Origin of the sequence: Streptomyces albus subsp. albus (genome assembly GCF_000725885.1) — a bacterium.
Lineage (GTDB): Bacteria > Actinomycetota > Actinomycetes > Streptomycetales > Streptomycetaceae > Streptomyces > Streptomyces albus.
Window position 1 is genome coordinate 16,773 of the sequence record NZ_JODR01000032.1, and the last position, 17,811, is coordinate 34,583.

Genomic DNA, 17,811 nt, shown 5'->3' on the forward strand with positions numbered 1-17,811 from the left:
CACCAGGTGTTACCGGTCCTGTTGCAACTTGAGCATCTCGAAGAAGATCGAGGTCGCTCCCTGGCTGACCAGCTCGTCGAACGTGCCCATTTCCGCGATGCGCCCTCGGTCGAGCACGATGATGCGGTCGGCGAGGCGGGTATTGGCCAGCCGGTGCGTGATGAACACGGTCGCCCGGCCGTCGGCGAGGGCCTTCAGGCGGGTGTAAATCCGGTGCTCGGCGCGGGCGTCGAGCGCGGCGGTCGGCTCGTCCATCACCAGCACGGGCGCATCGCGGTGGAAGGCGCGAGCAACCGCCACGCGCTGCCACTGACCGCCGGACAGATCGTGCCCTCCCCACCAGGAGCGGGCCAACGACGTATCCAGGCCGTGCGGGAGGGCTGCGATGACGCTGTCGGCGCCGGCCGCCTCGGCGGCGGCGTGCACAGCCGCATCGCCTTCGGGGCGGGGCTGGCCGAGGGTGATGTTCTCGCGGGCGGCCAGCGGCCAGCGCGTGTAGTCCTGCGGGACCAGCGCCACCTTGGCGAGCACCCCCGCCGGGTCGGCGTCCGCCAGGTCCACCCCGTCCCACCGCACCGAACCGCGGGTGGGCAGGAACAGACCGGTCAGGATCCGGGCGAGCGTGCTCTTGCCGGCACCGTTCTCGCCCACCAGGGCGATGACCTCACCGCACTTGAGGTCCAGGCTGATGCCCTCGAGCGCGGGTGTGTCGGCGCCGGGGTAGGTGAAGGAGACGTCCCGGGCGGTGATGACCTGCGGGCCGTCCTCGGCGACGGCGGCGGTGCCGCGGCGGGTCGTCCACGGCTTGGCCACGGCCAGGAAGCGCGCCCAGTCGTCCAAGGAGAGTGAGGTGCGGAACAGCCGGGCCCCCGCCCGGACCGTCGTGGCCAGCGCCGCCCCGGAGGTCCGCACCGCCAGGGCCGCGGTCCCCGCGGCCGCAAGCTCCATGCGGCCACTCGCCACCAGAGCCGCGAGCACGCCCCAGGTCGCGGCGGTGCCCACCGCGGTGAGGGCGTCGCCGACGCCCTGAACCACCAGGGCCTGCCGGGTGGCCTTGAGCTGTTCGGCCTCCAGGCGGCCGGAGACGATGCGGTACTGCCGGATCAGGAACCCGGCCATGGTGCCCGCGCGGACCTCATCGGCGGTGTTCCGTTCGGCGGTGTACGAGCGGAACACGTTCCGCAGCCGGGAGTCGGCGAGATTGCGGTGGTGGGCCGCGTGCTCGATCCGCGCCCCCCGTACGGCACCCCACGCGCACGGAACCACGGACAGGACCAGCAGGGGGAGCATGACCGGGTGCAGGACGGTGACGACCGTCGCCGCGGCGGCCATCTGAGCGGCGGCGGAGGTCAGAAGCTGGGCGTCCAGGATGAGGTCGCCGGTCTTCTCCGCCCCGTCGGAAGCGGCGGCGTGGGCGTCGGCGAAGTCCGGGTCCTCGTACGCCACCAGCTCGGCGGCCGTGGCCGCGGTGATGACCTCAAGGTCGGCCTCGCGTACGGCCTTCGGCGCGAGCCGGGCCGCCGCGGCGCGGGCTCCGGCATCCAGCAGGTAGCGGCCACAAGCAGCGATGGCAAGCACCATCAGGGCGGTCAGGTTCTCGCGCAGACTGGCGGCGACGTCACCGCCGGCGAACACGGCGGCCAGGACGCGGGTGGTGGCCGCGAGCGCGGTCGCGGTGAGCGCGGCGGCACCGACCTGGCAGCCGAGCAGGGCCAGGACGGCGCGGCGGTCGGTGCGCCAGCCGAGCCGGGCCGCCTCGGCGAGGGTGCGGGGCAGCCGGCGCGCTATCGCGACCGTGGACAGGTTGACGCTCGCCTCGAAGTGCCGGTCGGAGGCCAGGCGCATCACGGGCGGCTGACCCGCGCCGGTGACGGGCGGCGAGGATACGGAAGAACTCACGACCCCCATCAGGGAGCCGGACCAGGCGGCCGGGCAACGGGATTGTTCCGCATCCCTGTTATCGCCGCTGGTCGCCTGGACCGAACGTCAGCCCCACCGCCCGGCTTTCACTCGTTCGAGTGAGGCCATGGTCCGGGGCGGGGAGGCACGGCGCCGGCCCCGGACCACGGCAGCCCGGTGGCCCTACGGCACCGACAGAACCGGCATCCACGGCCGGTCAACGGCGTCGCCGATGTCCCGGCCGACCGCGCCCTCGGGGACCTCCGCCCAGGCGTGCGCGGCGTCGGGCAGGAAGCGGGCACCGAGCACCCAGCGGGCCTGGCGGCCGGTGAGGGCCGTCGCCAGAACGGTGGCGAGGCTGACCTCCATGCACGCGATCCGCCCCGGCCACCACGACGGAATCACCGCCAGCACCGCCGCATACAGGGCCTCCAGCCGGGCGAGCCGCGCAAGCGGCAGACAGCACAGCAGCCGTACGGCGCCGATCTGCCAGCGCAGCGGGCACCGGCTCATCACCAAGGAGAGCGTGAGCGCAACGCCCGCGACCAGGCGGTCCCTCCGCGGCGCGGTGGGCCGGGCAGTGGGGACCATGACCGTCACCGCCACCACCTCCCCCGGGGCGGGCGGTCGGTGTCGACCAGTACGCCGGTGGCCACCAGCTCATCGACGAACGCGACGATCTGCTCGCCGACAGCCTGCGGGTCCTGGCCGGTCGGGATGGCGATCTCGTCGGCGAGCCCGCCGGTGCCGCCCCGGACGGTGACGGCGTGCCAGATCTTCGAGGCGTCCGGATCGAGCATCAGCCACCGGCCGCGCCGGACATCGAGCACCGCCGTGCCGTACGGACCGGTGGCGTGGTGGACGTGAGCGGCGGGAGTCAGCATGCCGCCTCCAGCTCGGTCGTCTGGCCACTGAGCCACCAGCAGGTCACGAGCATCTGGTGCAGGTCGGCGATCACCGTGGCGCACTGGCCCCGGGCCGCCTGCGTGAGCGCGGAGCGGACAGCCGCGGGGTCGATGAGCCCGCCGCCGACGAGCGGACTGGACACGATCAGCCCGTCGAGCCGGTCCCGATGCCGGGCGAGACCGGCGATGCGCTGGGCGGTGAACGAGCCCTTCGAACGCCGGGAGGTCAGCCAGTCCGGGAGCTCGGGCACCGACTCGCGCAGCAGCGGCTTGTAGGCCACCAGTCCGCGACGGGCGAGGGCCGGGACGGCGAAGGCGGCGCGGACGACCTGGTTGTCCAGGTACGGATACACCGGCCGGATGCCGAGCGCGTGGCCGTAGGGGGCCCAGCCGCGGGCCGAGGCGCCCACCGAGCGCAGGGCGGCCCACTGGTCGAACTCGTCCGCCGGCTCCGGCTGCTGGTCTCGTGCGGCCTGCCGCAGCAGGGCTGCGACCTGGTGGCGGCCGTAGCCGGTGAGCCAGGACGCTGCGGCCCCCAGACGGCACCAGGACCAGCCGGTCACGGCGGTCTGCGGCCTGACGGGCCCGCGCTCCAGGGCCTCGGCGGCGCGTTCGAGGGAGCCGGCCCGGCCGAGGTCGGCGGCCTGCTTGAGGGCCTTCCAGTACGGGCCGGGCGCGGTGTTGCGGAGCCGGGCGAACGCCACGACCTGGCGGTGGGCCTCGCGCCGCCGGCCGTCCTGCAGAAGCCGCACCCAACAGGAGCTGGAGGCGTCGAGGACGATGTCCCCGCCGTGCCCGGTCAGGTGCAGCGGCAGCCCCCGCACGGGGTGCAAGTAGCTGGTGTCCATGGCGAACATCGCGGCCTCCAGCACCGGCTCTGCCCCCGTCGGCTGCCCGGCCGGAAAGGAGAACGGCAACTGCTCGTAGGCGCCGATGTCGACCGTGTGCGTGATCCCGGTGTGCTCGGCGACGCGGGAGGCGAAGGCCATGTCCTCCGCGCTGGTGTAGCCGTCGGTGTACGTCACCGCGTGCACCGGTCCGGCGTCGGCGGCCAGCACGACGGCCGCCGAGGAGTCCAGCCCGCCCGATAGGTCCGCCCCCACCACCCCGCCGGCGGCACGGACCCGGTACTGGACAGCCTCCGTGAGCACCTGCCCGAACCGGTCGGCGCCCTCGCGGAGCTCGTCTACCGGTGTGATGCCGGAGACGTCGATGAGCTGCGGCGGCGCCCCGGGCGCGAGCAGCAGCCCGAACCCGCCGGGCACCATGCGGATCTCCTCGTACGGGCTGCGGTGCGGCCAGTGGTGCTCACCCACCGTCAGCCGCGCCGCCAGCCACGGCAGATCCGGCACGAGCGGACGCCCCAGGAGGCGGGCCTCGGTCGCCCACGCCGCCCCTTCGTCGCCGCGCAGCGTGTAGTACACGGCCCGGATACCGGCCAGGTCTCCGCACACGAACCGCTGCCGCCCGTCACTGGCGACCACCCAGTACGAGCCCGGCCACCGGGTCAGCTCGCCCCAGTGGCCCGCCCGTACGGCCGCGAGCGCGGCGTGAAGTTCCTGCTCGGTGACCGGGCAGTCGCCCACGACCGCGAGGGCGGCCGGTCCTTCGGCGACCGCCTGTACGCGCGTGCCCGGAGCCCGGTGGACATCACCGAGCCCGTCGATCGCCACTGCGTCCACGGCGGCACTGCCGCCGGTCATCCACTCCCGTTCCACCCGTTCGCCTCCCCTTCGATCAGCCCTGTGACGCGCCCGGGGGGCCGGCCGTCGTACGGCCGGCCCCCCGGGGTTCGGTTCAGGTCCTGCGGGCTGTGTCAGCCTTCGAAGTAGTTCGACTTGTCCGAGTCGTTGAACGTCTGGCGGCCCAGGGTGAGGGTGGCCACCGGGTGGGTGCTGATCTGCGGCGCGAAGCCGCCCGTGCTCGGCGCTGCGGCGGGGGTGTCCTCGACGGTGGGCTTGGTGGTGACGATGGTCTGCTCGGCCATGACCGGCCTCCCTTGTCCTCGTTGGATGTGAGGTGGTGCTGCCTCTATGTCACCGCGACCGAAGAGGTGTTCCCAGAGACGGAGTTGGGGACTTGCTGGGAGTGGATCTGGGAGAAAACTGGGATGTGCCTGGGACGTCAGGCCCCAAGGAGGTCGAGCACGGCCCGCTGGTAGACGGCGTACACCGTGGGAAGTTCCGCGAGGTGGGCGCGCTCGTCGATGCCGTGCAGCCCCTCGTACGGCACCCCGAAGCCGGCGGTTGCCGCGATGCCCTCCCCGGCCAGCAGGTTGCCGATGTTGGAGGGGCCCGCGGTCTTCGCGCGCACCGTCAGCCCAGCTTCGGCGGCGGCGGTGAGAAGTGCCGCGGCGGGCTGCTCGTCCTCGGCCAGGCGGAAGGGCGGCCATGCGGCGACCGGGGTGATGTCGGTGGGCTTCGGGGCGGGCAGGTCCGCATCGAGCTCGGCGACGGCCTTGCGGATGAGGGTCTCGGCGTCGTGGGCGTCGAAGGCCGGGGTGGTGCGGATGTCGACGTTCAGCTCACACCGGTCGGGGGTGACGGAGAAGCCCTGGCCGCCGTGGAAGGAGGTCACCGACAGCTTCGGCGGCAGCGGGAACCCCGAGTCGCCGTCCACGCCGGGCAGTTCGGCGGCGTCCAGCAGGCGCACGAGGTGGGCGGCGCGGGAGATCGCGCCGACCACGGTCTTGCTGGAGCCGGAGTGCCCGGAGGGGGCGTGCACGGTGATGGTGGCCCGCCACAGGCCCCGCCCGCCGACCACGACTTCGTCCATGCCGGGGTAGCCGATCATCACTCCGGCGGGGCGGGCCGCGGCTTCGTCGGTGAGGTAGGCGCGGGCGCCGCCGAAGCCGCCGGTGTGCTCGTCGACGTCCAGGAGCACGGCGAGCCCGCCATGCAGGTCGGCGGCGCGAGGCGCGAGGTCGGCGGCGATGTGGCAGAACATCGCTGCGGCGAGCTTGGAGTCGGCCGAGCCCCGGCCGAGCAGCCAGCCGTCCACGATGTCGCCGGAGGCCGGCGGGAAGGACCAGGCGGTCTCGTCGCCGTACGGGGCAGTGTCCACACATGCGTCCAGGGCCCACCACGAACCTGGGCGGCCGCCGGGGATCTCCACGAGCAGCCCCACCAGAGCGCCCGCGTCGTCGTGCAGCCGGCGGTGCGGCAGTCCGCGGGCGGCGAGCCAGTCCTCCAGCACGCCCAAGACCGGCCCGTACTCGTCGATCCCGGCCCGGCTCGGCCGGCGGATCAGCTCGCTCGCCAGCTCCACCACGGACGCCGTGCGGGCCCCGGCCACCTGCTGAAGGTTCTCGCTCACGCCTCTCCCCACCACGTATCAGTTGTGCCGAACCGGCAGTGCACGGACGGCCTCGATCGTCTCCACCGGCCGCGCCGAGGCGCACGCCTCCCGGCCATGGTGGACCAGACCCACCGCCGCCTCGCGACTGAGTAAGACGCCGCAGTCGAACCCGTCCGCCCCGTGGAACGACGGCAGCGGCACCACCGCGGCGGTCTCGGAGGCGACGAAGAACCGTTCCAGCGCCTCCGCGGGTTCAACGAGCCCGATGTGGAGCGTCTTGACACCGTTGCGGCGGGCGGACGGGTCGCGCAGCTCCAGCAGCCGCACCAGGTGGTCGGCGAGCGCCCGGTGCCGCGGTGGGCCGTACAGAACCCGGTAGTGGACCAGGTCCGGGTGCTGGGCCACCGCCGTCTCGATCGCCGCCAGATACGCCTTCTCCCGCGACCGGGAGCCGGTGACGACCAGCTGCTCGCGCGCCGAGGCGACGACGTCGACCATCGCCTCGATCAGATCCGTCCAGCGGGTGAGCACCTTGACGACCACGGCAGTGCCGGAGGTCTCCAGCACACTGGTGGCCGCACCGTCCTGGTGCGCGAACAGCACCTCCGGGCGCTCGCGGTAGAGCTGGCACAGCCCGGCCCGGTTCCGCTTGCCGGTGCGGCGCCGCCCGGACTCAAACGCGCTCAGCAGACTCGCATCCGCCGCCAGCCCGGTGATCGCGTTCAGGGCATCGGCGGCCTCCTCCAGCGTCATGTTCCGCGCCAGCCTCGCCCGCTTGAGCGCCGAATCCCCACCACTTGCCGCGGCCATCGACACCGCCCCCCTCCCCCATCCACCGGCATGTGTCCCCAAGCCTTCCCCGCCCGCCGGTGGTCCAACGTGGCCTGGGTCCTGCCGTCCACGGCCCGGCCCCGAGGCCGCCCCCGCGCAGAGGCGACAGCAACAGAGCCGGGTGCGCACGGGTCAGGACCGCCAATTCCGCAAGACCTGTGTGAAGACGCGCCCCAGTCTGGCTTTCACGCACCTGCATGGATCTTCTCCGCGCAGCGGCGCAGCTCGGCAGAATGGGCTTCGGAACGGATCACCAGGCGTTGGGGTGAGAAGGAGATGCGTCCGTGGCCGAGACCTGGAACGGCGAGCCCCTGGCAGATGCAAAGCCCACCAGTCAGGACATCCATTACCGGATCCACGACGCGGACACCGGTCAGCTGCTGGGGTTTGGCACCGGCCGCGGCGGATCGCTGGGAGCTGTGGTGGCACACTGCCGGCGCGTGGAAGACGCCTACCCGGAGCGCCACCTGGTAGTCCGGACCTATGACGGCCCGGCTGGGCCGGGGTTCGGCCGCCCTACCGGACCATGAGCTATTGCTGTCGGGTTTCCGAGGCTGTGCCGCCCTGAGGGGCGCGGATCGTGTCCCAGGCGGCCTGGCCGAGGCGCCGTATCTCCTCCGTGTAGGCGGTGCCGAGTTCACGCGCTGCTTCGGTGGCGCGCTTCCGGCCCGAATTCCTGGTCCGGGCCGGGCTCCCGGCGGAGTGGACGGTATGTGCGGGAGATGTGCGGGCTCCTTGCCCTCCTCAATGAACGATTGCCTTCACGATGGCCTGCCCAGTGGGGCATCACGCCCCTTATCCGAGGGAGGCGGGCGGGGCGGTGTCGTCGGTCCAGTCGCCGTCGAACAGGGAGGAGATCAGGGCTTCCTGCTCGGGGGCTAGTTGGCCGGCGCGTTGTTTGGTGCGGGTCTTGGCGAGCCACGGGCCGATTTTGACGCGCTCGCCGTCGACGGTGATCTCTTCGCGGGCGGTCGGGGCGCGGCCTTCGCGGTGGAGGAAGAGTTCCAGGAGTTGGACGGCCTGTTCGAAGGTACGGCGGGTGCGGCGCGTCGGGGCGAGCGGGTTGCTGGCGGGGGTCAGGCCGAGGGAGGTCAGCATCTGCTGCTTACTGCGGTGGAGGGCGTGCCAGGTGGTCAGTTGGCGGTGCAGCCAGGAGCCGATCTTCACACCTTGCAGGAGGGTGTCGCGGGTGAGGGCGCCGGGGTCGGCGCCGTCGGCGAGATGGGCGCGCAGCAGGTGGTACTTGCGGTGCCAGTCCGCGCCGTGGGGCAGGCGCCAGTCGGGGGCGAGGGCGGTCAGGGCGTCGGCGCGGGCCGGATCGAGCTGGTTTTTGGCGGCGAGGTGGCGTTGTTCGGCGAGCCACGCGCCGACGGGGGTGGTGGCGGGGGCGGCGAGGTGGCCGTGGGTTCGCAGGTAGTCGGCTGCGGCGGCCAGGCGGGCGCGCCAGGCGGCGTCGTGCTTGTCCCAGATCATCCCGAGGGCGTCGAGTTCGGCGATCCAGTCGGCTTCCAGGCGGCCGGCGGTGCGGGCGTCGCGCATGGTGGTGATGAAGGTGCCGAGCGCGTAGCCGGTGGGGTCGGTGTAGTCGGTGGGGACGTCGAGGTGGCCGTGTTCGTCGCGGTAGGACTGGGCGGCGGCAAGTCCCAGGCGGCGGGAGCGGGAGACAGCCGGGTCGCGGGGGTCGAAGGATGCCAGGTCCATGGCGCGGGCGATGCGCTCGGGGTGGACGGTGAAGTCGAAGTGCCAGCGGCGTTCGATGACGTCGCTGGTCTCCTTGGGCAGGCGGTTGGCCTTGTCGGGCAGGCGCTCCAGGATGCGGTGGTCGTGGCTGGCCAGTGCCGTGGCGATCGCCCAGACGGGTTCGTAAGGAGTGCCGAGGATGTTTTCGCTTTCGGCGCTGGGCGGGACATAGACGGGGACGATCAGTGAGGCGGTTTTGCCGGACACGTCCAGGCGCAGGGCACGGCCGAGGGCCTGGACACAGCGGATGACGCTGCGGGTGGGGTCGGCGAAGACAACGGCGTCGACGCTGGGGATGTCGACGCCTTCGGCGATCAGGCGGGAGTTGGCCAGGACCGCGCAGTCGGCGGCGCGGAAGCCGGCGAAGATGTCGGCACGCTGAGCGGGGGTGTGCTCGCCGTGGGCGAAGAACAACTGCGGTGTGATGTCGGGGCACAGGTCGGGATCCGTGTGGCGGAGCAGGCGCAGGGTGTGGGGCAGTTCGCGGGCGAAGCGGCGGGCGTCGGAGACGAGGTTGAAGTAGACCAGCACCTTCTTCAGACCGTGCTCGGTCATGGCGCGCAGCACCGCGAGGTGCAGGGCGGTGGTGCGCAGCGCACCGTCGTCTTTGTCTTCCTCGGTGGTGCTGCCGCCCGTGGCCGCGGTGCCGGGGGTGGGGAGGTTCAGGCGGCGGCGCAGGTCGGCGTCGGTGAGAGTGGGCACCACGATGCGGTAGTCCGCGGCGCGGCCGTCGGCGACTGCCTGGGCGAGCGGGTAATCGAAGACCTTCGGGCCGTAGACCGCCTCGTTGTCCATGGAATTGGCGAACGCGTCTGCGGCCACTGCCGTGGCGCGGCGACGGCGCGGGCGGGTGGTGTCGGCGGACTCGGCCAGTTCCGGGGCGGCGAAGATGCGGGGGGTGGCGGTCATGTAGAGGCGGCGCTCCGCGTGGATCCGCTTGGCGTCGTTGACGATGGCCCACTTCTTGTCGGCGCGGCCGGCGATCCGGTGTGCCTCGTCCATGACCGCCAGATCGAAGGGCGGCACCGCGTACTTCGTGCTCTGGGTTTGTTCGATCTTGTCCAGGGAGTCGTAGGTGCAGATCACCGTCAGCGCCGGGATCTGGTCCTGGTCCTGCCCCACCACCGACATCAGGGCGGCCAGCGCGTGCGGGTCGGTGGTCGACATGACGCGAGCGGCCACCAGATCGTCCCGGCCGGTGGCATCCAGGGAGGAGACGATCACCATGTGCTCGGCGTGCCCGTCCCGGCGCCAGGCCAGCGCCGTCTGCGCCGCCAGGTCCAGCGTGGGCACCACGAACAGCACCAGCCGTGCGCCGAGTTCGTCCGCCACCCGGATGGACACCAGGGTCTTGCCGGTCCCTGTCGCCGAGACGTACAGCCCGCGCGTGCCCGCACGCCGCAGATGCCGCACCAGCCGCTTGACGGCCTGGAGCTGGTCGGCGAACAGCGGCCGCTTCTCAGGCCGGCCGGATGCGGCAACAGCAGCCACGGTCATACAGGTCTTCCTCGATCCGAAGCGGGACGGCGCCCCCGGGCAGCGGCCGGGGCCGGGGAGGCTGTGGGGCCGTAGCGGGACCTTCCAGCGGGCACCGTACCACCCCGGACCCCCTTCGTACGCATAATGCATGGAGAATGCGCGAGGAAGGTACGCGATAAGTTCGTTTCACGGGGTAGGGTGCGAGCGGAGGTGTCTCATGTCCGAGTTGTTCGACGCGGTTGACGCGCTGGTGGCGTCACGGTCTCCGCTGCCGCCGCCGGCGCAGCGCAAGCGGCTGCGTCAGGCCCATGCGCTCACCCTTGATGAAGTGGCCGCCGCCCTGGGCGTGCGGCGCGCGACCGTCGGCGACTGGGAGTCGGGCAGGACCGAGCCGCGGCCGCCGCAGCGGGAGGCCTACGCGCGCCTGCTGGAGCAGCTCGCGCAGCTCTACCCGGCCCCCGCCGCCGAGAGCGTCGGCGCACCGCAGGAGGACAGCGCTGCGCCGGAAACGTTCGCCGGCCCGGCGCCCACGGCGGCGCCTGTGCCCGCGGGCGGGGAGCCTGAGGCTGCGGCCAGCACCGCATCCGGCAACATCCCTCCGCCTGCCCGCACCGCTGTTCCCGCACCGCCCGCCGCATCACGTCCGGCGCGTACCGCCCGCCCCTCGCAGACATCGCGCCACCCGGGCGAAAAGAAGGCCGCCCGGGCGAACAACCCCGCGCCCGGCGGCGCGTACGCGCACGGTCCGCTGCTCGTCCTCGACGCCGACGCCGGCCGGGAGGTGACCGGCTACGGCATCGGCGGCCTCATCCTGGACGTACCCGCCACGTCCCTGCCCGCCCTGGTCGAGTGGACACTGACCGAGGCACAGCTGGGAGCTGCGAGGCTGCACGGCTGCGGCAAGGACGCCGACCCGCTGCTGGTCCTCACGCCGACCGCGTGCGAGCGGTACGGCCTGCCCGTGGAGTTGACCGAGGCCGAGCGGCTCGCCGGGCGGCTCGGGGAAGGGCACAAGGTCATCAAGCAGCTGAAGCGTGCCAACTGGCAGCTCACCAAGCGCGGGTTCGGGCCGTGGGCGCGGATCTACCGCCCCGCGCAGGGCAGCCGTCGAAGTTGCGTGCAGCTGTGCATCCCGTCCTGGGGCGCCCTTGACGACCGCGCCTGGGGGCATGCCGCCCAGCTTCAGCCGGCACAGCTCGCCCGGGTGCTGGGCGTGTACGCGACACGGGTGATGACGCCGGTCGGCTCCACCGCCGTCACGGGACTTGAGCTGATGACCGCGCTCAACCCGCCGACCCGCGCGAGCGAGCCGGACGCCGACGGCAGGCGCCATGCCGAGCACCGGCCCGGCTCACTGGGGACGGAGGCGATGGACCCGGCGCCGTGCGAGGCGACCGACGGACACCCGGTTCTCGCCGGCCTGCCCCGGTTCCACGTGCGCGGCCCCGGCGAGCGGCTGTTCGAGGAGGCGTACGACTGGGCGCGGGATCTGACCGATAGCGAGTGCATGCAGCGCTACCTGGTCGGCATCGACGTGAACCTGGCGTTCGGTGCGGCCGCCAACGGCGCGGTCGTCGGCCTCGCGTCGCCGCCCGTGCACGTCACCGACCCCGTCTTCGACCCGGCGCTGCCCGGCTCCTGGCTGGTCGACCTCTCCCACGTCGATCCCTCCAGGGTGAGGGTCGCAAAGCAATGGCGCGAACTCGACGGCGACCTGCTGCCCAGCCCGTTCACCCCGACCGGTGAACGTCCCCAGGGCCCGGCCTGGTACGCCACACCGACGGTGGCGTACGCCGTGGAGCTCGGCTACGACGTCACTCCGCTTGAGGCCTGGGTACGGCCGGAGGCCGGCCGGTTCCTGGACGGCTGGTACAAGCGGCTGCGCGACGCCTACGTCGACACCATGGCGGACCTCGGCGTCGCCGAGAAGCTGCCCCCGCGCGAGTTCCTGACGGCGATGGAGGGCTACCGCAGCCGTGACCCGGAGATGGGAATCGTCCTGGACGCGATCAAGATGACCGTCAAGGGGGGCATCGGCAAGCTGCAGGAGAAGGCGCGCGGCGGCGGTTGGAAGCCGGGGCAGTCCTGGCCCGCTCTCGCCCGGCCGACCTGGCGGCCGGACGTCCGCGCGACCGTCATCTCCCGGGCCCGGATCAACATGCACCGCAAGATGCTCAACCTGGCGGCGGCCACCGGCCGCTACCCGGTCGCGGTCCTGTCGGACTGCGCGGTGTACGCCGCCGACGGACCCAGCCCGCTGGACGTCCTGCCCTACGGCACCGACGGCAAGACGGTGCCGGGCTCGTTCCGGCTGGGGGTCTCGCCCGGGATGGTCAAGCACGAGGGCACCCAGAGCGTGCTGTGGGGGGCGGACGTGCTCGAGCAGCTCAGCGCCGACGGCCGTGTCGCCAACCTCGCCCGCCACATCAAGACCGGCGAGCACGCCGCCAGGGACACCGGAGAGTAGGGGGATCAAGGGGCGATGGTCACGGTCGCGGAAGAACTCGACAGGGCGGTGCAGGGCGCGTTTACCCGACCCGTTCCCAAGTCGGCCGGGGCGCAGATGCGCTACCTCGTCAAGAGGCACGGCGGCCGGACGAAGCCGGTCGCCGAACTGCTCGGCATCAGCCAGCGCACCGTCGAGCGGTACGTGAAGAACAAGTTCAAAGCCCCCCGGCCACAGCTCGCCGACCGCCTCGAACGCGAGGTCCGCACCCGCTGGCAGCCGCAAGTCCGCGCCAGGGCGAAGCAGGCCGCGGCCACCACCGGCGGCATCATGATCGATGTCCAGGCCCGGTTCGGCTACACCGCCGCCCCCGGCAGCACCGACCAGGCCCGCGTACGGCACCTCACCCTCGCGCTGCCGCCCCGCCACGCCGCCCGTCTCCTTCAGGCCCGGGAGGCAGGCCTCACCGAGGACCGGCTCCGCGAGATCGCCGCCGAGGCCCTGGGCGAGGTGTACTTCCGCGACAACGGCCGCCGCGCCCACGGCCTCGAAGTGGAACTCACCGACCTCATCGACCTCCAGTTCGAGCTGTAAGCACGCCCCAGCCCGACCACGCCCAGCCGAGGGTGACTGACCACTTCAGCCGGTGAACGTTCCTTGCTCAGCCCGATAGACGACGACACCACCCTCCCCACATTTGGTGATCGACACCGGATTTGTCACACCGCCGCGCTGAGCCCCTCCCCGTGGCTGGCGGCGCCGGATGCCACAGAGCCGCCTCCGGTCGAACGGGCCGGTGGTGGCCGCGGTTGACCGAAAGCAATCGCTGCGGCGACGCCGGCGGCGTAGCCTTCCGTGCCGCTTGCGGATGACTGTGCGGCCGTGAACCAGGGGCGCCTGGCTGCCCGGTCGCGGACAGGGGATTCAAGGGGCATGGGCGTCGTGACCAAGGACATCATGGTGGTCTACCGGGACGCCGCGGGGCGCACGGTGAAGGTTCCGGCTTCACGCGCGTCAGGTGTGCCGCTGACGGGCCGTGAGGCGGTGTGGGCGCCGTCTCGGCATCCCAGCAAGCGCAGCATCGCGACCTGGTGGTGGTCGGCCACCACCGGCCGGCTCGTGGGCTGCCGGTCGCTTCAGCGGCTGACCGTGGCGATGCTGCTGGACTTCCATCCCCAGGTGGTGGACTTCCAGGCCTGGTCGGCGCGGCTCGAATGGCGCGAGCGAGGGCGGGAGAAGAGTCTGGTGCCGGACTTCTTCCTGCGCACCGCGGCCGACACGCTCATCGTCGTGGCCTGTCCCCCGGCCGCCGGGCCCACCACCCGCTTCGAGCGGCAGCTGACGGTGCTGCGCGAGGTGTGCCAGGAGGCGGGCTGGGTGCTCGGGGCGCCGCCGCGGCCGCCCGGCCCGGTGGCGCTGGCCAACCTGCGGTGGGTGGCGCGCTACCGGCATCCGCGCAACGGCGACGCGGCCGTGGAGGGGAAACTGCAAGCAGCGTTTGCCTCTGCGCGCCCGCTGCTGGAGGGTGTCACGGGCGCGGGGCTGCCGACACTGACCGCGCTGCCCCGCCTGTACCACATGCTGTGGCACCGGCGGCTGGGGATCGACTGGAGCGTGCCGCTGGGGCCGGGATCACTGGTGGGGCCGGTGGGCAGCGAACCGCAGGCGATGCGCCAGCCCTACCAAGCCGAGGACGTGTGATGACCACGGTGGCCACCCAGCCGCCGGTGATGCGGCACGCCCGGCGCGGGGTCCTGGCCCCTGGCGACGGCGTGCAGTGGCACGGCGGCCGCTACACCGTCACCGCCCTGTCGGGCGTGACCGTGCACCTGGCCCCGCAGGCCGGCAGCCCGCAGCCCCCGGCGGCGGTACTGCTGGCGGCGCTGGCCGCGGCGGAGGACTTCGCGGTCCTGAACGGGGCGGGCCGGCCGGTGCCTCACACGGTGATGCCGGACTGGGCGCTGCTGGAGGGCATCAGCGAGGAAGCGGCCCGCGAGGCGCGGATCTGGGAGCGCCACGTCATCGAGGTCGACACCGGACTGCTGCCCGGTGTGCCGGAAGGCTCCCTGCCGCGCGAGGGATACGACCCGCGGTGTACCACGCTCATCCAGCGCTACCAGGCCAAGGCCGCCGAACTGAGCGCCGTGCTGGGATGGAAGATGTCGTGGCAGACCGTGCAGACCAAGCGGCTGAAGTACAAGGCGGAAGGCGCCTGGGGACTGGTCGACAAGCGCCGCACCCGCAGCACGACGCTGTACGGGCGCACCGATATCCGGGTGGTGGACCTGCTGCTGGAACTGGTCGAGGCCGGACGCGGCGCGGTGCCGGGCAACGCCATGAAGCTGTTCACCCAGCTGCGGCGCGCTGCCCGTGCCCGGTACGGGGCGGGAGTGAAGGTGCCGGCCGACTCCACGCTGTACAAGCTGCTCGAGCGCCTCGGCATCGACGCCAGGCGCCCGCAGGCGCCGCGCGGCCGGCACGCGCGGGCGGCGGGCCGTCCCGCCCCGCCGTTCACGGTGACCTCGGCCATCGCGCCCGGCGAGGTGGTGCAGATCGACTCCACCGATCTGGACGTGAAAGTCCTCGGCGACGACGGCCTGCCGGCTTCGGTCGAGCTGACCGCTGCCGTGGATGTCGCCACCCGCAGCATCATCGCCGCCGTGGTGCGCCCCAAAACTCCCCGCCGCCGGCGCCGGGGAGCACAGGCGCGGCCGGGACTGATCAGCGCGCAGCGCAGTACCGGGCGGGCCACCAAGGCCGTGGACGCCTCCCTGCTGCTCGCCCAGGCTCTGGTGCCGGCCCCGATGCGGCCCGGCTTCAGCCCGCTGGCGCACGCCAGCGCCTCGCACCTTCCCTACGACGAACTCGCCGCCGCCGATGAGCGGTTCGCGCAGGCGGCCGGCCGCCCGGTCATCGTGCCCGACCTGATCGTGATCGACCACGGCACGGTGTTCGCCGGGCGGACCTTCTTCGACGCCTGCGCCTATCTGGGGATCTCCGTCCGCCCGGCCCGGCGGCGCACCCCCACCGACAAGGCGATCGTCGAGCGCACCTTCGCCTCCGTCAAGTCCATGTTCAGCCAGTGGGTGAACACCTACACCGGGCACGACTTCACCCGCCGCGCTGCGGCGGTGGACGGCCAGCGGCTGTGGACGCTGGCCCAGCTCGATGACCTGCTGCAGGAGTGGATCGCCCTGGGCTGGCAGAACCATCCGCACGAAGAGCTGCGCAGCCCCTACGACCCGAACCTCCCTGCCCTGACGCCAAATCAGATGTATGCGGCGTGCGTGCAGGCCGCGGGTTACCTGCCGATCCCCCTGGGCGAGGAGGACTACCTGCGGCTGCTGCCCACCGCGTGGGTGGGCGTCACCGACCAGGGCATCCGCTTCAAGAACCGCACCTACGAGAACCCCTCCACCGACCCCGACGAGGGGTTGAACCCGTACCGGTACCGGGCGTCGGGGCTGCGGGGCAAAAAGCGCGGAGGGTGGGAGCTGCGCTACAACCCCTACACCCCGGAACGGGTGTGGCTGCGCGACCACCAGCGTGATCGGTGGGTGGAGGCCACCTTCGTCCACCAGCACCTGATCGGCGCGCCGTGGACGCAGTACCTGTGGGACGTGGCCTGTGCCGAGCATGTCGAGCGCGGCGGCGGCAGCAAGGATGAGGAGGCGATCGCGCAGGCCCTGGCCGAGCTGCTGGAGCGGGCCGGGCACGGCCCGCAGGAGCCGGGCGCGGTCACCGTCCCGGACGGCTACGGTCCCGCGCTCCTGCCCGCTCCCGCCCCGGCACCGTTCGACCCGTACGCGGGGGCCGCGCCGGTGGACCTGACGGGACTTGAGCCTCTGGGCAGCCTCGAGCTGGACGACCTGGGCATGTACACAGCCGCCCCCTTGCCCGCGCCGCCGGCCGGCGAGGGGCCTGCAGCGATGCGCTGGGAGGAGCCCGGCGCCTCACATGCCCCTCCGCCGCCGGCGGGCGCGGGCTCCGTGGGCGGCGGCGCAGACCTCGCCGCGGCGGGCGGCGGGCAGGACTTCACCGACTGGTACTGGAAGGGCCTGCCCGCCATCACACCCCTGCCACCGCTGGACGACGACGGCGACAGCCCACCGCCTCGTGGCCCCATCTGACCTGTGACACCCGCTCTTGCCCTGTGCCCTGAGATGAGTTGGACCAACCCGTGAAGCAGCCCGACACCGACCTGCTCGCCCTGGGCGTGGCCCCGCCGCCAACCCCGCCCGCCCCCAGGTGGCTGGACACCCGGCAGGCGTGGAAGACCTTCGCGGCCAGGCGCCCGCAGCCGCCGGACCTCGCCGACTGCGCGCCCCTGGGCACCGACATCGCCGACAGCGACCCCCGCCTGCTCTACCACGGTCAGATGCGTATGGTCCGCACCCCCGCGATCAGCCGTGCGCTGCCCGTCGTCCACCAGCAGATCCTGGCCAACCGCCAGCGCACCCACGGCCGGGTGGGCATCATCATCGAAGGCCCGCGCAGCACCGGCAAGACCGTGCTGCTGCAGGCCATCGGCCTGCACTACGAGCACAAGATCCAGCGCCTGTACGCGCCGGACGACAACCGGATCCCGGTGATCACCCTCAGCGTGCCCGCTCCGGGCCGCGGCGGCGCACGGAACTGGCCGGCCGCGTTCGCCGCCTTCCTCGGGCTGGAACGCGACGGCGGGTCCGACCCCACCCGATCCATCTGCCATGTCATGCGTGCCAGCGGCACCCTGCTGGTCCTCATCGACGGCATCGAACACCTGCGGCCGGGCACGGACACCGAGCAGACCTTCGACTACCTCTCCTACATCAGCGAGCAGACCGGGGCGACGTTCATCTACTGCGGCCGCGGCGCCCGCTCCATCGTCGACCCGATGACCCGGGACCGGGAGACCGAGCGCGCACAGGGCGAAGAGCCGTGGGGCGACCACGTGGTGCTGCGCACCCGCCGCATCGGCTTCAGCGACGACGAACGGGTGGAGTTCGCCCAGATCGTCGACGCCTTCGACCGCGACCTGCGCCTGCACCATCACACCCCGGGTGAGCTGACCACGCTCGCCCCCTACCTGCACAAGCGGAGCAAGGGATACCTGCGGGCCCTGTCCCAGCTCATCTGCCAGGCCGCGCAGCAGGCCATGCTCACCAAGACCGAACGCATCACCGAGGAACTGCTGGACTCACTCCACCTGGGCCGCAGCATCACCCTGTGACC

The 17,811-nt window shown here is 72.5% G+C and carries 14 protein-coding genes; 6 read left to right on the forward strand and 8 right to left on the reverse strand.

Annotated features, from left to right (window positions below; genetic code table 11):
* Nucleotides 1-9: 9 nt before the first annotated feature.
* From IO40_RS0129050 to IO40_RS0129080, 7 genes are all read right to left on the reverse strand, one after another.
* A complete protein-coding gene (locus IO40_RS0129050; protein ID WP_234324724.1) occupies nucleotides 10-1,899 on the reverse strand; it encodes an ATP-binding cassette domain-containing protein in 1,890 nt (629 codons plus the stop codon).
* A 183-nt stretch (nucleotides 1,900-2,082) separates the two neighbouring features.
* Nucleotides 2,083-2,490: a lasso peptide biosynthesis protein gene (locus IO40_RS34220; protein WP_106967481.1), complete on the reverse strand. Its 408-nt coding sequence runs from the start codon at nucleotides 2,488-2,490 to the stop codon at nucleotides 2,083-2,085.
* A gap of 5 nt (nucleotides 2,491-2,495) precedes the next feature.
* On the reverse strand, nucleotides 2,496-2,783 hold the full coding sequence (locus IO40_RS34225) for a PqqD family protein (protein WP_033230313.1): 288 nt from the start codon (nucleotides 2,781-2,783) through the stop codon (nucleotides 2,496-2,498).
* Entirely contained in the window at nucleotides 2,777-4,522 is a 1,746-nt protein-coding gene (locus IO40_RS0129065) for an asparagine synthase-related protein (RefSeq protein ID WP_051719350.1), read from the reverse strand. Before IO40_RS0129065 ends, IO40_RS34225 begins: the two co-directional genes overlap by 7 nt.
* 98 nt (nucleotides 4,523-4,620) lie before the next feature.
* On the reverse strand, nucleotides 4,621-4,791 hold the full coding sequence (locus tag IO40_RS37795; RefSeq protein ID WP_157846457.1) for a hypothetical protein: 171 nt from the start codon (nucleotides 4,789-4,791) through the stop codon (nucleotides 4,621-4,623).
* Nucleotides 4,792-4,928: 137 nt separating this feature from the next.
* The gene (locus IO40_RS0129075; protein WP_031029890.1) at nucleotides 4,929-6,119 is read right to left on the reverse strand and encodes a M20 family metallopeptidase; all 1,191 of its coding nucleotides are present in this window, start codon (nucleotides 6,117-6,119) and stop codon (nucleotides 4,929-4,931) included.
* Between the two features lie 18 nt (nucleotides 6,120-6,137).
* Nucleotides 6,138-6,911, reverse strand: a complete 774-nt coding sequence (locus tag IO40_RS0129080; protein WP_031029893.1) for a helix-turn-helix transcriptional regulator — start codon at nucleotides 6,909-6,911, stop codon at nucleotides 6,138-6,140.
* A gap of 305 nt (nucleotides 6,912-7,216) precedes the next feature.
* Here IO40_RS0129080 and IO40_RS37800 point away from each other — a divergent pair, with 305 nt between their 5' ends.
* Nucleotides 7,217-7,462 carry a hypothetical protein gene (locus IO40_RS37800; protein WP_135567277.1) on the forward strand — a complete coding sequence of 82 codons (246 nt, stop codon included), beginning with the start codon at nucleotides 7,217-7,219 and terminating at the stop codon, nucleotides 7,460-7,462.
* Between the two features lie 265 nt (nucleotides 7,463-7,727).
* Here IO40_RS37800 and IO40_RS0129085 read toward each other — a convergent pair whose 3' ends face one another.
* On the reverse strand, nucleotides 7,728-10,169 hold the full coding sequence (locus IO40_RS0129085) for a DEAD/DEAH box helicase (RefSeq protein ID WP_031176434.1): 2,442 nt from the start codon (nucleotides 10,167-10,169) through the stop codon (nucleotides 7,728-7,730).
* A gap of 199 nt (nucleotides 10,170-10,368) precedes the next feature.
* Between IO40_RS0129085 and tap the strand changes: the two genes are divergently transcribed.
* The 5 genes from tap to IO40_RS0129110 all read left to right on the forward strand — a co-directional run bounded on the left by tap (nucleotide 10,369) and on the right by IO40_RS0129110 (nucleotide 17,809).
* Entirely contained in the window at nucleotides 10,369-12,618 is a 2,250-nt protein-coding gene (tap, locus tag IO40_RS0129090; protein ID WP_031176435.1) for a telomere-associated protein Tap, read from the forward strand.
* Between the two features lie 15 nt (nucleotides 12,619-12,633).
* Complete coding sequence (tpg, locus tag IO40_RS0129095) at nucleotides 12,634-13,191, forward strand: telomere-protecting terminal protein Tpg (protein ID WP_031176436.1); 558 nt, start codon at nucleotides 12,634-12,636, stop codon at nucleotides 13,189-13,191.
* Between the two features lie 348 nt (nucleotides 13,192-13,539).
* Complete coding sequence (locus tag IO40_RS35075) at nucleotides 13,540-14,298, forward strand: TnsA-like heteromeric transposase endonuclease subunit (RefSeq protein WP_157846458.1); 759 nt, start codon at nucleotides 13,540-13,542, stop codon at nucleotides 14,296-14,298.
* Nucleotides 14,298-16,727: a DDE-type integrase/transposase/recombinase gene (locus IO40_RS0129105; protein WP_051719340.1), complete on the forward strand. Its 2,430-nt coding sequence runs from the start codon at nucleotides 14,298-14,300 to the stop codon at nucleotides 16,725-16,727. The genes IO40_RS35075 and IO40_RS0129105 overlap by 1 nt, the downstream gene beginning before the upstream one ends.
* Nucleotides 16,728-16,777: 50 nt before the next feature.
* On the forward strand, nucleotides 16,778-17,809 hold the full coding sequence (locus tag IO40_RS0129110) for an AAA family ATPase (protein ID WP_031029911.1): 1,032 nt from the start codon (nucleotides 16,778-16,780) through the stop codon (nucleotides 17,807-17,809).
* Nucleotides 17,810-17,811: the final 2 nt, after the last annotated feature.

What these genes read in the sequence shown, in the direction of transcription:
- IO40_RS0129105 (WP_051719340.1), top strand. Translation starts at nt 14,298, where the DNA reads ATGACCACGGTGGCCACCCAGCCGCCGGTGATGCGGCACGCCCGGCGC.
- IO40_RS0129085 (WP_031176434.1), bottom strand. Translation starts at nt 10,169, where the DNA reads ATGACCGTGGCTGCTGTTGCCGCATCCGGCCGGCCTGAGAAGCGGCCG.
- IO40_RS37795 (WP_157846457.1), bottom strand. Translation starts at nt 4,791, where the DNA reads ATGGCCGAGCAGACCATCGTCACCACCAAGCCCACCGTCGAGGACACC.
- tpg (WP_031176436.1), top strand. Translation starts at nt 12,634, where the DNA reads ATGGTCACGGTCGCGGAAGAACTCGACAGGGCGGTGCAGGGCGCGTTT.
- IO40_RS34220 (WP_106967481.1), bottom strand. Translation starts at nt 2,490, where the DNA reads ATGGTCCCCACTGCCCGGCCCACCGCGCCGCGGAGGGACCGCCTGGTC.
- tap (WP_031176435.1), top strand. Translation starts at nt 10,369, where the DNA reads ATGTCCGAGTTGTTCGACGCGGTTGACGCGCTGGTGGCGTCACGGTCT.
- IO40_RS34225 (WP_033230313.1), bottom strand. Translation starts at nt 2,783, where the DNA reads ATGCTGACTCCCGCCGCTCACGTCCACCACGCCACCGGTCCGTACGGC.
- IO40_RS0129080 (WP_031029893.1), bottom strand. Translation starts at nt 6,911, where the DNA reads ATGGCCGCGGCAAGTGGTGGGGATTCGGCGCTCAAGCGGGCGAGGCTG.